This window comes from Nocardia cerradoensis NBRC 101014, from assembly GCF_000308535.1.
GTDB classification, from domain to species: domain Bacteria; phylum Actinomycetota; class Actinomycetes; order Mycobacteriales; family Mycobacteriaceae; genus Nocardia; species Nocardia cerradoensis.
Genome location: NZ_BAFW01000208.1, coordinates 14285 through 28797 on the forward strand (window position 1 = coordinate 14285; position 14513 = coordinate 28797).

A 14513-nucleotide genomic window follows, 5' to 3' on the forward strand; every position below is an offset into this window, starting at 1 on the left:
GATGCGCTCAGGCGGTGTCGATGCGTGGCGCGGTCAGGGCTCGGAATGCGGATCCCACATCCGCGGTCACGGTAATCCGATCCAGTGCGGGGCGCCCGATGAACCCGGCCGCGCACAGCTCGTCCAGCCATGCGAACAGGCCGCGGTAGTGGCCGTTCGGATCGAGCACCACCAGCGGTTTGCCGTGCAGTCCCAGATATCCGCCGGTCCACGCCTCGAAGAATTCCTCCAGCGTGCCGATTCCGCCCGGCAGGGTCAGGAAGGCGTCGGCGCGATCCTCCATGATCTGTTTGCGTTCGCGCATGGTGTCGGTGACGATCAGCTCGTCGCTGTCCACATCGGCGACTTCCTGATGCACCAGGCGTTTGGGGATCACCCCTGTGGTGCGGGCGCCCCCGGCGCGTGCGGCCACCGCCACCGCCCCCATCATCGACACATGTCCGCCGCCGGACACCAGTTGCCAACCGCGCCGGGCGATTTCACTGCCCACCTCGGCGGCCAGGCGCAGCGCGTCCGGATCCGCGGCGCTGGCCGAACAGTAGACACACACCGCGAACGGCTGCCCGCTCACCACTGATCCTCCGTCCCGGTGGATTCCTCGCCGCGACGCGCGGCGGCCTGCAGCACGATGTCGATCAGTTCCTCCACACTGTCGGTGACGCGCAGCAGTTCCAGATCACCGGGCGAGATCTTGCCCGAACCGCTCGGCGAATCGCGCAGCCAGTCGACCAGCCCCGCCCAGTACCGGCTGCCGAACAGGATGACCGGGAAGCGGGTGATCTTGTGGGTCTGCACCAGGGTGAGCGCCTCGAACAGCTCGTCCAGGGTGCCGAAGCCGCCGGGCAGGCAGATGAACGCCTGGGAGTACTTGACGAACATCGTCTTGCGGGCGAAGAAGTAGCGGAAGTTGATGCCGAGGTCGACCCACTCGTTGAGCCCCTGTTCCATCGGCAGTTCGATGCCGAGGCCCACGGAGTAGCCGCCCGCCTCACAGGCGCCACGGTTGGCCGCTTCCATCACGCCGGGGCCGCCGCCGGTGATCACCGCGAAACCGGCCTCGGCCAGGGCGGCGCCGATGGCCCGCGCCGCCTCGTATTCGGGGGTGTCCGCCGGCGTGCGCGCGGAGCCGAAAACCGCGACTGCCCTGGGGATTTCGGCGAGCGCGCCGAATCCCTCCACGAATTCGCTCTGAATCCGCAGCACTCGCCAGGGGTCGGTGTGCACCCAGTCGGTGGGTCCGCGGCCGTCGAGCAGATGCTGATCGGTGGTGCCGGTGCCCTGTTTGCGCGCCCGGCGCAGCATGATCGGGCCGCGGAACTTGGGAGTGGACTTCGGTGATCTGGTCGGTGCGGGGTCGGGCGCGGTGGACATGGGACCGAACCTACCGGGTCAGCCCTGGTGACCGGTCAGGTAGTTGCGCAGGATCTCGGTCACGACGGTGATCTGGCGGGTGGGTACGCGCTCGTCCACCTTGTGCGCCAGATTGGGGTCGCCGGGCCCGAAATTGACCGCCGGAATGCCCCGGGCGGCGAATCGCGACACATCGGTCCAGCCGTATTTCGCGCGCACCCCGCCGCCGCCGTGCGAATGGACGCGCTGCACCAGATTCTTCGCCGCCGGAGCCGACAGCCCCGGCAGCGCGCCGGGCGCACCGTCGGTCCGCTCGAAGCTCACATCCAGTCCGTCGAACACCTCGCGCACATGCTCGGTCGCCTCGTCGAGGGTGCGATCGGGTGCGAACCGGAAGTTCACCAGCACCTCGGCCTCGTCGGGCACCACATTGCCGGCCACGCCGCCCTCGACCTTCACCGCGGAAAGCCCCTCGCGATACACGCACCCGTCGATGTCCACCTCGCGCGGCACATAGTCGCGCAGCCGCTGCAGGACGGGCGCGAGCTTGTGAATGGCGTTGTCGCCCAGCCACGCTCGCGCGGTGTGGGCGCGGGTGCCGCCGAGGCCGAGGCGGACCCGCAGCGTGCCCTGACAGCCCGCCTCGATCCACCCGCCCGACGGTTCGCCGAGGATGGCCAGATCACCGTCCAGCCATTCCGGCAGTTCGCGTTCGATGCGGCCGAGACCGTTGTATTCGGCGGCGATCTCCTCGCAGTCGTAGAAGATCAGCGTCAGATCGCAGACGGGATCGGCGACGGTCGCGGCCAGATGCAGGAATACCGCGTCGCCGGACTTCATGTCGACGCTGCCGCAGCCGAACAGCACTTCCTCACCGTCGATCGTCTCGAACCGGCCCGGCACGTTGTCGGCGATCGGCACGGTGTCCAGGTGACCGGCCATGATCACCCGGTGCGGCAGCCCGCGATTGGTGCGAGCCAGCACGGTGTTGCCGTGCCGCAGCACCTCGAACCCCTCGGTCTGCTCGCGCAGCGCCCAGGCGACGGTGTCGGTGATCGCCGCCTCGTCGCGGGAGACGCTCGGAATGTCGACGAGGGTCGCGGTGATCGAGATCGGGTCGGCGCGCAGATCGATGGTCACCGGACCAGCCTAAGTGTTCACCCGTCTCACAACCGGGCCGAGCGGCGCGGTCGGGGCGGACGGGCCGGGCGGCAACAGGTAGCCCACCACCTCGCGATCTGCACCCAGTAGGCTGAAGTGCCGTGAGCACACAGGGAGCATCCGCAGTCGGCTTGGCGATGGTGACCGCGAACGGGACGGTCCTCGACACCTGGTACCCGTATCCGGAACTGGGCACGTTCGAGACGTCCGAGACCACGCGGCTGAGCCCGGCCGACGCCGAGTACGCACGCTTCGCCGATCTGGTCGGCCCCGACGAGGCCCGCCGGGTCGAGGTCGTCGCGGTGCGCACCACGATCGCGGACCTGTCGGCGCCGCCGATCGACACCCACGACACATATCTGCGCCTGCATTTGCTGTCCCACCGTCTGGTCCGGCCGCACGGACTCAGCCTGGAGGGGCAGTTCGGGCTGCTGGCCAACGTGGTGTGGACCAATCACGGCCCGTGCGCGGTCGAGGACTTCGAACTGGTGCGCGCGAAGTTGCGCGCCCGCGGTCCGGTCACCGTCTACGGCGTCGACAAATTCCCGCGCATGGTCGACTACGTGCTGCCCGCCGGCGTCCGCATCGCCGACGCGGACCGGGTGCGGCTGGGCGCGCATCTGGCCGAGGGCACCACGGTCATGCACGAGGGTTTCGTGAACTTCAATGCCGGCACGCTCGGCGCTTCCATGGTCGAGGGCCGCATCTCGGCCGGTGTGGTGGTCGGCGACGGTTCCGATGTCGGCGGCGGCGCGTCCATCATGGGCACCCTGTCCGGTGGCGGTAAGCAGGTCATCTCGATCGGCGAGCGCTGCCTGCTCGGCGCCAACGCCGGCCTGGGCATCTCGCTGGGCGACGATTGCGTCGTCGAGGCCGGCCTCTACGTCACCGCGGGCACCAAGGTCGCCCTGCCGGACGGCCGCACGATCAAGGCCGCCGAACTGTCGGGGCAATCGAACCTGCTGTTCCGCCGCAACTCACTGACCGGCAGCGTCGAGGTGGTCGCCCGCAAGGGCACCGGCATCGAACTCAACGCCGCCCTGCACGCGAACTGATCCGGCGCGAAACGCTCCTCCCGCTCGGCATCCGATCCGAGCAGGGAAGGGGCGTTTCGCATTGGGCGGGCCTCTTCGATTCCGACGCCGCGCTCGCACTACGGCGTGATCGGGCCCGTCCGCGCGAACCGATCGGCGTTGCGATCATGCGCCGACCTCGCCACCACTACGCCAGTCACCGCCCGAACGCGTATGTCCGCATCTGGTCACTACCGGTACGTGAGATCCGAAGCAGCGATGCCGCGTGACGGCCGGTCAGGCCGAGCCGCTCGGCCAGCGCACCCGACACCGCGTCGGCATTGCCGGCCATTTCGAGGAGCAGCCGGTTCCGGGCCTGTTCGGCCCGATGCAATTCGGCGGATGCCCGTTTGAACGTCGTGGACCGCGCGGGGGCACGGCCACCTCCGACACGTTCGGACAACTCGCCGGTGGACAGGATTCGGGCCTTCGCGCGCTCGATTCGCGACATCACTTCGGTTACGCGGTCGCGGTCGGTGCTCATGGAGTCACGATATCGCGGGACGCGAGCTGTTCGTCCAGCTCCCGCACCACACGGGTGCTCGCCCACGGCGCCAGCCGGTGGCGACCGTCGGCTATGGCACCGGCCAAGCGCGGCGAGCGGTTCTGCTCGGCCAGTTCCGCGGCGTCCGCGACCGCCGTAGCTGCTTCCTCGATGGAGCCCATTTGGATGAGCGCACCTTCCAGCTCGAGGAGTGTGACGGCGCGATCCCGGACGTACTCGGGTTGCATCAAGGCCAGCGCGCTGCGGGACGCCTGCGCGGCCGCCTCTGCCCGCCCGAGAACGGACAAGCAGTTTCCTCGATAACTCTCCTGGATGGCCGCGCCCATGAAGTACGCACGAGACTGGGACGGGTGAACCGGCTGCAACCCGACCAGGGCGGCGTCCGCGTCGTCGAGCGATTCCAGACAGACGGAGTGTTGTCCGGCGATCGCGGCGGCCTCCGCGTTGCGGACCGCGACATACGCGCGCAAATGCCGGTCCGCCGACTGCGCCACCCATGACCGGGCCGCCACCGCGTAATCGACCGCGATCCGCGGCCGCTTCTGCCACGTCGCCAGCTGCGACAAATGGCACAGCATATATGCGGCGAGATCGGAATCCTCTGCCTCGTGGGCGAATTCGCGTGCCTGCGTGTACAGCCGACCGGATGTCGCATAGTCGCGGACGTCCCATGCCAGCGAGCCGGCCAGTCCGGTCCATTCGGCATACAGCGACAACAACATCGGGCGCAATGTCGCCGGAGTGTCCCGCAACATCGCCTCTGTGACCTGTTGTTGGGCCACTACCATCCCTTGCGCGGCCGGTGATCCCAGCAAATCGTCCAGTTGCATCGCCTGATGCAATGTCGACCGCATCAGGTCCACCGCCGCTGAATCCGGCCGCCCTGCGCCCGACATGAGGTAGTTTGCGCGTTCGACCGTGTCACCTACCCCCAATGACGCCAGAGCAGCCGCTCCGATGGCGGTGCCAACCCGCGACAGTTCGCGCCGCTCGTGCTCCTCGTCCTCCGGCTTCCGCAAAACGTGGAATCGGGCTTTCACCTCGGCCGGGGCCTTCGCAAGCATCCCCGCATACAAACCTTGCGCGGTATATCCGACTGGTCGCTGTCCCTTTTCCCATCCCCGCACCGATCGTTCCGCAGCCCCCAGCGCCTGCGCGAACTTGGTCTGGTTCATCTGATACGCGTGCCGCAATGCCGCGCACTCGATGTCGGTCCACGTGGCGACGATATCCATGGCAGCCCCCTGCGGTGAAAGTAGTCGAACTGAGAAGTGCCGGTTTCTGTCCGGTTCCTGTCCGGAAATGCCCGCCGGACAACGGCGAACCTTGTCTCGAGCCCCGCCGCCGGGTGCGCATTCCCCGGCGGCGGGTGCGGACCAACCGATCCGACCAACTACTCGAGACGACGGAAAACAATGAGTATCGATGCAATCGGCTACGTACGCAGTGACATTTCCGGCTTGAACCAGCGATCGGACGAGGAACAGCTGAGACACCTTGCCAAAAGCAGAGGATACAACCTCCGCAAGACGATCGTATTCGGTTCGCACACAGTCGATCCCGAACGACGACTCCGCTCCGTCCTCAACCGCATGTATACCGTGGAGGCGGTACTTGTGCCGAGCGCCGCGCATTTCGACGGCGGTGCTGTCCCAGCTTCGATCAGTCAGCGCGCGAAAGTCGTTGTCGCTACGCCGAAATCGGTGATCGGGCAGCTTCTGTCGACAGCGACGACTATCCGATGAACGAAGAAGCGCACACCGAACCCGGCTCGCGCGCAATGGCTTACATCTGCGTCGACCTGATCGCGACAATGACCGATATCGAGCGGGCCGCACGGCAGGTCGCGGCACGGCTCGGATACGTATACATCGGGATGACGAAAAGCAGCAGCCTCATCGATCCCGAGGTATTGCCCGAACACATCCGGACACACGAGGTCGAGTTGCTGATCGTGCCCGACATGGCGCACCTGCGTGGCAAAGTCCCACCCGAGCTTGCCGAGGTCACCGACATCCACGACCTCGCCACCGGCCACACCTACGAGCGGGAGGGTGCGTACGCACCCGATCAGGGGCACCGGCCGAACCCGTTGGCGACACCATGGTGAAACCTCCTCTGCCACAACGCCGCCCGTCGGACGACATCCAGGCGAGCTGGTCAGCGAGTATCGCTCTGCTGGACAGCTTGCTCACTGCCCTGCAGGCATGGCAGCCCTCCCAGCTGCCGCCCGCTGCCCCCACTGAGCAGGACATTGCCGTGCTGGCAGCTTTCGGAACGAAGGTGCCGAACCACAGCTTCGGGGACTAGGCGAGTTCGCCGCTGCCTGCACGGTCGCCTCGATCCGAGGCCGTCCGGCTGGTCCGCGCCACGACCGCAGCGGACCAGTTCGCGGACGTCCAGTCCGCTCTGCGGGCATGACAACCGACCGATAGACAAGACAGGGGAAACGATGCGCATCGGAGCAATCACCATCATCAGTGCTGCTGTCGCGATGGCGGGGACCGTGATCGCGGCCTCGCCCGTGCACGCCGCGGCGAAGTCGTGCAATCTCGGATTCATGCCGGCGAAGCCGACCGTCGGGGTCGGCTCGATCATCGGGAACGCGTGGGCGGCCTGCGATGTCCCGCCCGAGCGTCATGAATTGCGGCTCGCCCTGCAGCTTCGGACTCGCGACGGATGGCAAGGGCAAGCACTGATCAGCGATCCGGGCATTCCGTCGCCCCGGCTCACATACTCGGTGAAGACGAAGTGCTTACCTGGAATGTGGCGGGTCCAAGCTCAGGCTGTCGGTACCCTCCAAGGGCACCCGTTCGACTTCGTCGACTCCAGCATCGAGCGCATCGTCACCGCCGAAGAATGCGCGAGAGGGAACTGACATGCCAATGACCCAGGGGCGATACGGCGACAGCACCGAACACCACCGGCTGTTCTGGATAGGCCATAACGCCGGCCAACTGCTGCGCTCGCTGCGGCGCGACCCCCGCGACGGCGGCGACGGGTACACGATGCACCGGGAATTCGGTGCGTGGGTATTGCGGCCGGTATCGGGGTGGCGGTCGCTGCGATGGATCACTCCTCCAGTCGACAAGGTGCGCTCGGTGCAGGATCGGGATGCCGCGGCCGACTATTACGCGGCAAAGTTCGGGATATAGCCGAGTTTGCATCAACGCCCCACCCAGCCCGGGTGGGGCGTTTCGCACAAGCGCCTCTATTCGATTCCGAAGGCCAGCACGCGCTGCGGGGCGATGCGGATCAGTTCGCGCGAACCGCCGTCGAGGTAGGTGTCCACATCTCGCAAAGCCTGTGCCACACCGCGGATTTCGAGGCAGCGCACCTGCCACGGATTCACCGAGGCGATATCGTCCACGACGAAGGCGACCCGGTCCTCCTTGACGAGGTTGCGGAACTTCTGCGAGGCGCCCATGTTGTGGCCCGCGATATCGATGGTACCGAGGGCTTCGTTGTAGCGGAAACCCACCGGATTGTTCTGCGGCGATCCGTCCGGGCGGATGGTGGCCAGCCGACCCAGGCGTTGGCCCGCCAGATACTCGATCTGGGCTGCAGACAGCGTTGCGATCATGGGCCGACCTTAGAACCTCGAGTGCGGTACAGGTCAACCCGGCACGTTCCCGGCATCGGATCGATACGTCAGCGCAGCAGCTTCTTCTGGACCTTGCCCATCGCGTTGCGCGGCAATTCGGTCACCATCAGCACCTCACGCGGGCGTTTGTGCGCCGAGAGCTGCTGGGCGACGAAGTCGACGAGTTCGCGCTCGGAGATCGCGGTGTCGGGTCGCGGCACCACGTAGGCCCGGATGCGCTGCCCCAGATCCGCGTCCTCGATCCCGACCACGGCGACCTCGGCCACACTCGGGTGGCCGAGCAGGCAGGTCTCGACCTCCCCGGCCCCGACGCGATAGCCGCCGGATTTGATCAGATCCACCGATTCGCGCCCGACGATGCGATGGAATCCCTCGGCGTCGATCGCCGCCACGTCGCCGGTGACGAACCAGCCGTCCTCGGTCCAGCTCTCGGCGGTGGCCTCCGGCAGGCCGAGATAGCCGTCGAACAGCATGGGACCGCGCACCTGCAGTCCGCCGATACTCTCGCCGTCGTGCGGAACCGGCGCTCCTGCCTCGTCGCGCAACCGGGTCTGCACACCCGCCACCGGCAGCCCGACCCAGCCCGGCCGACGTTCGCCGTCCGCCCGGGTGGAGAGGGTGATCATGGTTTCGCTCATACCGTAGCGTTCCACCGGCGCCTGCCCGGTCAACTCGCGCAGCCGTTCGAAGACCGGAACCGGCAGCGGCGCACTACCGGAGACCAGGAGCCGGGCGTTCGCCAATTCCTTTGCGGCGTCGGGATCTTCGGCGATGCGCGACCAGACCGTCGGCACGCCGAAGTACATGGTGCCGTCTGCCGCGGCATAGGCGGCCGGAGTCGGCTTGCCGGTGTGCACGAGCGGGCTGCCGACCCGCAGCGGTCCCAGCACGCCGAGGATCAGCCCGTGCACGTGGAACAGCGGAAGCCCGTGCACCAGTATGTCTTTCGAGGTCCACGACCACGCGTCGAACAGGGCGTCCAGACCGGCCGCGATGGCGCCACGACTGAGCACGACGCCCTTGGGCGCCCCCGTGGTCCCCGAGGTGTAGAGGATGAAAGCCGTTGTATTCGCGGCCGGTTCGGGATGGCTGTGCCACGAGCGGGCGTGTTTGCGCACCGGAATCACCGGCAGCGTGGGGTTGTCCGGCGCCGCACCGAGCCAGGCCCGCGCACCGGAATCGGCGAGGATGTGGTCCAGCTCGGCCGACCCCGCATCCGGCGGCACCGGCACGGCGGCGACCCCGGCGATGAGGCAGCCCAGGATTCCCAGCACGGTGGTGGCGGTCGGGCGGGCGAGAATCGCGACGCGGCCGGCCCCGGCGACGCGTTCGGCCACCGAGGTCGCGGCGCCGACCAGATCGCTGCGCGAGAGCGTCTCACCGTCGATGGTGACCGCATCGGGAATGTCGTAGCCGGCGGCCACGGCGGCCGGATTCAGCGAGGGCAACAGCGGCAGCGAACCGTAGGACATCGGGCCAACCTATCAATCCGGCACATCGAAGAGGCACCGCCGGCACTCTCTTGGCCGGGCGGCCCGTTGCGAATTCGTCTCGTCGGCTCGCGGCCGTTGACAGCGCAGTGAGGTGGTGAGACTGTCGAAGTGCAGTCTTCTCACGCGGAGATGGGGGTCGACGATGACCACGTCCATTCGCACGTCGCCCGGGCAACCGGTCGCCGAATACGATGTCGCGGCACACCTGGACGGTTCGGCCGCCTTCTTCGGTGCCGCGGCCAACGTCATCATGCAGCTGTCGCTCGCGCCCGTCGGATACGGCGTGGTGGAGAGCACCGTCGACAGCGGCAAAGTGATGCTCCATCCGGTCAAACGCACCCGGACCACGCTGACCTACCTCGCCGTGGCCATGCTGGGCAGCGACGACGAACGCGCCGCCTATCGCGCGGCGGTGAACTGGCAGCACCGCCAGGTCCGCTCCACCGCGCAGAGCCCGGTCAAGTACAACGCCTTCGATCCGAAGCTGCAGCTGTGGGTGGCGGCATGTCTGTATTGGGGTTCGCGCGACCTCTACGAGCGGATGCACGGCCCGATGCCGGATCAGGAGGCCGAGGCGTTCTACCGCCACGCCGCCCGGTTCGGGACCACCCTGCAGATGCCGCAGGCGATGTGGCCGGCCGACCGCGCCGCCTTCGACGCCTACTGGAACCGGCAGCTCGCCGAGGTCCGCATCGATCCGACGATCCGCGCGTACTTCGATGATCTGGTGGATCTGAAGATGTTCCCGCCCCCGGTTCGCTTGCCATTCAAGCGATTTCACCGCTGGGTGGTCGCCGGCTTGCTGCCGCCGAATCTGCGTGCGCAGATGGAGATGCCGTGGACGGCGTCCGACGACCGCCGCCTGTCCCGGCTGTTGCACGCGGTCGGCGCGGTGGAGGAGCGAGTTCCCAAGCAGCTCAAGATGTTTCCGGTCAACGCCTATATGTTCGACATGAGGATCCGGCGGCGCCTGGGGCTCCGGCTCGTGTGAGATCCGGACTCGGGGTGAGCGATCCGGAGGGTGGCGGCGCTCGGGAGTACCAGGAAATCCGGCGTCTAGGGAATCCGGAAACCGGGGACCACGTGGTCGCGGGCGAACCGACGGCAGGCGGCCTCGTCGTCCACCGGGATCAGCGTCTGCGGAGTCAGCGCGAGCGAGAGCGCGTTGCGGGCGACCAGTTCGGCCAGTGGCAGCGGATCGTAGTGCGGCAGTTTGCCTTCCGTCTGCAGGCGGGTGATGAATTCGGCGACGTAGTCGCGTCCCAGCTCGATCACCGGCGCGCCCTGCACGGTGAGATAGGGCAGTACGACCTCTGGTTCGGTGGTCAGCAGCCGGTCCAGCAGTTTGTTGCCACGCAGCCCGTCCAGGAAGGCGACGAACAGTTCGACGATCTGATCCTCGGCGCTGGCGTCGCGATCGATCTGGCGCTGCACCGCGGCGTCGACCTGTTCCACGAACTGGCGCGCCTGCCACAGTCCGACGGCCTGGATCAGATCGGATTTACCCGCGAAGCGCCGGTACAGCGTCGCCAGCGACAGCCGCCCACGCCGCGCGACCTCGACCATGCTGGTGCGTTTGATGCCGAAATCCAGGAACGCCAGCAGCGCCGCGTCGAGTACCGTGGTCTGATTGCGGTCCTCCGGACCCGCGCCGCGCACCAGCGGCAGGAGCCGAGTCGACAGTTTGGTCGAGCCGGTCATGATCGTTCCTCTCCTTCGCCCGGGTCGCGGACACGGTGACGTTCTCATCATCCCATATGGTCAGCGGCCCCGATTGACATGATGCCACACCGATGAGAAGGTTTATGCGAAAGCTTCTCATATTCTCTCGCCGATCCGGCGGGGAGGAACAGGAGACGAGTCGACGATGACCGCCCCCCTGCGCGCGACCGACCACGAGCCCGAGATTCCGGGCGACGAACTCACCCCGGAGACTGTGCGCGAACACATCGACGGCGTGGCCGCCTTCCTCGGCGGCGCCGCGAACGTGATCATGCAGCTCAGCCACCCGCCGGTCGGGTACGGCGTCCTGGAGAGCACGGTCGACAGCGGCAAGGTGACGCTGCACCCGATCAAGCGGCTGCGCACCACACTGACCTATCTGGCCGTGGCGTGGCTGGGCAACGACGAGGACGTGCGGAGCTATCGGGAGGCGGTCAACGCCTCGCACCGCCCGGTGCATTCGGGCCCGAACAGCCCGGTCAAGTACAACGCCTTCGATCCGAAGTTGCAGTTGTGGGTGGCGGCCTGCCTGTACTGGGGCGTCGACGATCTGTACCAGCGCATGCGCGGACCGATGGATCCCGAACTCGCCGAGCGTTTCTACCGCTACAGCGTCCGCCTCGGCACCGGTCTGCAGATGCGTCCGGAGATGTGGCCGGCCGACCGGGACGCGTTCTACGCGTTCTGGGAGGAGAACCTCGCGACGAAGACCATCGACGAACCCGTGCGCCGCTACTTCAACGATCTGATCGATCTGAAGATGCAGCCGCGCCTGATTCAGTTGCTGGCCGGGCGTTTTCACCGATTCACCGTCACCGCACTGCTGCCGCAGCACCTGCGCGACGAGATGGGGATGCGCTGGACCGCACGCGACGAACGCCGGTTCCGGTTCGTCCTGCGCTCGATCTCGGCGGTGTGGACGCGGATGCCCACGGTGATCCGGGTCTTCCCGTTCAACTTCTATCTCGCGGATATGCGGCTGCGCCGGCGCTTCGGCCGGCCCCTGGTCTGATTCAGCGCTCGGCGAGGGCGCGGAGGAAGAAGCCGAGGTTGGCCGGGCGTTCGGCCAGCCGCCGCATCAGGTAGCCGTACCACTGGTTGCCGTAGGGCACGTAGACCCGCACGGCGTGACCGGCCTCGGCGAGGCGCTGCTGTTCGATGGAGCGAATGCCGTAGAGCATCTGAAATTCGAAATCGCCCGGCGCGCGCCCGTTCCGAGCGGCCATGTCGTGGGCGGCGGCGATCATGACCGGATCGTGGGTGGCGACCATCGGATATCCCGTCCCGGCCATGAGCACTTCCAGGCAGCGCAGATACGACTCGTCCACATCGGCGGTGCGCTGGTAGGCGACGGACTCCGGCTCGCGATACGCGCCCTTGCACAACCGGATTCGCGCGCCCTCGGCCGCGGCGACGCGGCAGCGATCCTCGGCACGGCGCAGATAGGTCTGGGTGGCGACCGCCAGCCAGGGATAGTCGGCCCGCACCATGTGCACGGTCGACTCGGTGGTTTCGGTGGTGGTGTGATCCTCCGCGTCGACGGTGATCCACACCCCCGCCTGCTGTGCCCGCTCGCACAGTGTGTGCAGGTTCGCGGTGGCGATCTCGGGGCCGTCGAGCCCCAGCGACTGCCCCAGCGCGGACAGTTTCACCGAAACCTCCACCGGTGCAAGGGATTGCACCGACCATGACCGGTCCCATCGGGCCAGGAGATTCCATCGGGCCAGGTCGTCGATCAATGCCAGATATTCGGCCACCGCGTCGTCGGCCATCGACCGCTCGGTCGTGTACTCACCGAGAAAGTCGACGCTCACCATCCGGCCGCTGTCCAGCAGTGCGGTGACGACCGGAGCGAGGTCGGTGCGCGTCTCACCGGCCACGAATCGATGCACGACCTCCGCGGTGACCGGAAACCCGGTGATCGCCCGTTTCATTCGCACCGAACCGGCGGCGGCGAGGATGGCAGGACGCAGCGGGTTCATCGTCGCGCCCTCCCGGATATGGGCACCGGTTCGCCGCTCATTCCGACTCCATGTGCGGATACCGGTAGTCGGTCGGTGGTACGAAGGTTTCCTTCAGGGTGCGGGGCGCGACCCAGCGCAGCAGATTCAGATACGACCCGGCCTTGTCGTCGGTGCCGGATGCGCGCGCACCGCCGAAGGGCTGCTGGCCGACCACCGCGCCGGTCGGCTTGTCGTTGACGTAGAAATTGCCCGCCGTGAAGCGCAGCGTGCCGGCGGCCCGGTCGATCGCGGCCCGATCGCGGGCGAAGACCGCACCGGTCAGCGCATAGGGTGCCGCCGAATCCACTTCCGCGAGTATCGCGTCGAAGGCCTCGGGGTGATCGTCGTCGTAGACGTACACCGACAGGATCGGACCGAAGTATTCGGTGGTGAACGCCTCGTCACGCGGAGTGTCGGCCAGCAGCACGGTGGGCTGGACGAAGAAGCCCTCGCTGTCGTCGTAGGTGCCGCCCGCCGGAATGCCCAGGCCGGCCGAGCGGGCCCGCTCGATCGCGGCGACATTCTTGTCGTAGGCGCGCCGATCGATCACGGCCCCACCGAAATTCGACAGATCGGCCACGTCGCCGTAACTCAATTCGTCGACCTGAGTGAGGAAATCGTCGCCCATCTCCCGCCACAGCGAGCGCGGAATATAGGCGCGGGAGGCGGCCGAACATTTCTGTCCCTGATATTCGTAGGCGCCGCGAATCAGCGCGGTACGCAAGGCATCCGGATCGGCCGAGCGATGCGCGAGCACGAAATCCTTCCCGCCGGTCTCCCCGACCAGCCGCGGATATCCGTGGTAGCGACCGATATTCGAGCTCACCCGCTGCCACAGGTGCTGGAAGGTGCGGGTCGAGCCGGTGAAGTGGATACCGGCCAGGCGCGGATCGGTCAGCGCGGCCTCGGACAGTTCGATGCCGTCACCGGTGACCAGATTGATCACACCCGGCGGCAGCCCGGCCTCCTCGAGCACCCGCATCGTGTAATAGGCCGCCAGTGTCTGGGTGGGTGAGGGCTTCCACACCACGGTATTGCCCATCAGGGCCGGCGCGGTCGGCAGATTCCCGGCGATCGCGCTGAAGTTGAACGGGGTGATCGCGTAGACGAACCCCTCGAGCGGACGGTAATCCATCCGATTCCACACGCCCGCAGACGATTCCGGCTGCTGCGCCAGGATGTGGCTTGCGAAGGCGACGTTGAACCGCCAGAAGTCCACCAGCTCGCAGGGCGCGTCGATTTCGGCCTGATACGCCGACTTCGACTGGCCCAGCATGGTCGCGGCGGCCACCGTCTCCCGCCACGGCCCGGCCAGCAGATCGGCGGCCCGCAGCAGCACCGCGGCGCGCTCGGTGAACGGCAGCGCCCGCCACTGCGGCGCCGCGGCCGTCGCGGCCTCGATCGCGGCCCGGCCTTCCTCCTGCGTCACATCGGCGTAGGTGCCCAGCGCGTGCGCGTGCCGATGCGGCATCACGATCTCGGAGCGGGGCCCGGTCCCCGGCCGATGCTTGCCGCCGATCACCAGCGGCACGTCGACCGTTCGCCCGGAAATTTCGGCAAGTTTGCCGATCAGTAGTTCTCGTTCCCGGCTCCCCGGCGCAT

17 protein-coding genes are annotated in these 14513 nt (G+C 67.3%); 7 read left to right on the top strand and 10 right to left on the bottom strand.

The genetic code is table 11. From position 1 onward, the window contains the following. Positions 1–7 precede the first annotated feature (7 nt). The 3 genes from ON23_RS22115 to dapE are packed head-to-tail and all read right to left on the bottom strand — an operon-like array spanning position 8 to position 2490. Entirely contained in the window at positions 8–574 is a 567-nt protein-coding gene (locus ON23_RS22115; RefSeq protein WP_039780503.1) for an LOG family protein, read from the bottom strand. After that, complete coding sequence (locus tag ON23_RS22120) at positions 568–1371, bottom strand: LOG family protein (protein WP_039780504.1); 804 nt, start codon at positions 1369–1371, stop codon at positions 568–570. The genes ON23_RS22115 and ON23_RS22120 overlap by 7 nt, the downstream gene beginning before the upstream one ends. A gap of 18 nt (positions 1372–1389) precedes the next feature. Further along, positions 1390–2490, bottom strand: coding sequence for a succinyl-diaminopimelate desuccinylase (gene dapE, locus ON23_RS22125; RefSeq protein WP_039780505.1), 1101 nt, complete (start codon positions 2488–2490; stop codon positions 1390–1392). Between the two features lie 122 nt (positions 2491–2612). Between dapE and dapD the strand changes: the two genes are divergently transcribed. Beyond that, a complete protein-coding gene (dapD, locus tag ON23_RS22130) occupies positions 2613–3566 on the top strand; it encodes a 2,3,4,5-tetrahydropyridine-2,6-dicarboxylate N-succinyltransferase (RefSeq protein ID WP_039780506.1) in 954 nt (317 codons plus the stop codon). Between the two features lie 175 nt (positions 3567–3741). On the opposite strand, the gene ON23_RS22135 is transcribed toward dapD, so the two are convergent. Together ON23_RS22135 and ON23_RS22140 are read right to left on the bottom strand one after the other, a co-directional pair. Next, positions 3742–4068, bottom strand: coding sequence for a hypothetical protein (locus ON23_RS22135; RefSeq protein WP_039780507.1), 327 nt, complete (start codon positions 4066–4068; stop codon positions 3742–3744). Then, the gene (locus tag ON23_RS22140; protein WP_143860639.1) at positions 4065–5639 is read right to left on the bottom strand and encodes a helix-turn-helix domain-containing protein; all 1575 of its coding nucleotides are present in this window, start codon (positions 5637–5639) and stop codon (positions 4065–4067) included. The genes ON23_RS22135 and ON23_RS22140 overlap by 4 nt, the downstream gene beginning before the upstream one ends. Before the next feature lie 191 nt (positions 5640–5830). On the opposite strand from ON23_RS22140, the gene ON23_RS22145 reads away from it, so the two are divergent. From ON23_RS22145 to ON23_RS22160, 4 genes are all read left to right on the top strand, one after another. Then, on the top strand, positions 5831–6199 hold the full coding sequence (locus ON23_RS22145) for a hypothetical protein (RefSeq protein WP_039780510.1): 369 nt from the start codon (positions 5831–5833) through the stop codon (positions 6197–6199). Continuing rightward, positions 6193–6399, top strand: a complete 207-nt coding sequence (locus ON23_RS22150; RefSeq protein ID WP_039780511.1) for a hypothetical protein — start codon at positions 6193–6195, stop codon at positions 6397–6399. The genes ON23_RS22145 and ON23_RS22150 overlap by 7 nt, the downstream gene beginning before the upstream one ends. Positions 6400–6541: 142 nt before the next feature. Then, positions 6542–6967 (top strand): hypothetical protein, encoded by a 426-nt coding sequence (locus ON23_RS22155; protein ID WP_039780512.1) that lies wholly within the window; start codon positions 6542–6544, stop codon positions 6965–6967. Between the two features lies 1 nt (position 6968). Next, complete coding sequence (locus tag ON23_RS22160; protein WP_143860640.1) at positions 6969–7244, top strand: hypothetical protein; 276 nt, start codon at positions 6969–6971, stop codon at positions 7242–7244. 56 nt (positions 7245–7300) lie between these two features. Here the strand turns inward: ON23_RS22160 and ON23_RS22165 are convergent, their stop codons facing one another. Together ON23_RS22165 and ON23_RS22170 are read right to left on the bottom strand one after the other, a co-directional pair. Further along, positions 7301–7672, bottom strand: coding sequence for a PPOX class F420-dependent oxidoreductase (locus ON23_RS22165; RefSeq protein ID WP_039780514.1), 372 nt, complete (start codon positions 7670–7672; stop codon positions 7301–7303). 68 nt (positions 7673–7740) lie between these two features. After that, positions 7741–9165: an acyl-CoA synthetase gene (locus tag ON23_RS22170; protein ID WP_039780515.1), complete on the bottom strand. Its 1425-nt coding sequence runs from the start codon at positions 9163–9165 to the stop codon at positions 7741–7743. Between the two features lie 163 nt (positions 9166–9328). Here ON23_RS22170 and ON23_RS22175 point away from each other — a divergent pair, with 163 nt between their 5' ends. After that, entirely contained in the window at positions 9329–10177 is an 849-nt protein-coding gene (locus tag ON23_RS22175) for an oxygenase MpaB family protein (protein ID WP_039780516.1), read from the top strand. Between the two features lie 65 nt (positions 10178–10242). On the opposite strand, the gene ON23_RS22180 is transcribed toward ON23_RS22175, so the two are convergent. Further along, a complete protein-coding gene (locus ON23_RS22180; protein ID WP_039780517.1) occupies positions 10243–10887 on the bottom strand; it encodes a TetR/AcrR family transcriptional regulator in 645 nt (214 codons plus the stop codon). A 166-nt stretch (positions 10888–11053) separates the two neighbouring features. Between ON23_RS22180 and ON23_RS22185 the strand changes: the two genes are divergently transcribed. Then, positions 11054–11920, top strand: a complete 867-nt coding sequence (locus ON23_RS22185; protein WP_039780518.1) for an oxygenase MpaB family protein — start codon at positions 11054–11056, stop codon at positions 11918–11920. A 1-nt stretch (position 11921) separates the two neighbouring features. On the opposite strand, the gene ON23_RS22190 is transcribed toward ON23_RS22185, so the two are convergent. After that, positions 11922–12890: a proline dehydrogenase family protein gene (locus tag ON23_RS22190; RefSeq protein ID WP_039780519.1), complete on the bottom strand. Its 969-nt coding sequence runs from the start codon at positions 12888–12890 to the stop codon at positions 11922–11924. A gap of 37 nt (positions 12891–12927) precedes the next feature. Further along, a partial coding sequence (gene pruA / locus ON23_RS22195; protein ID WP_039780527.1) for an L-glutamate gamma-semialdehyde dehydrogenase occupies positions 12928–14513 on the bottom strand: 1586 nt, incomplete at its 5' end.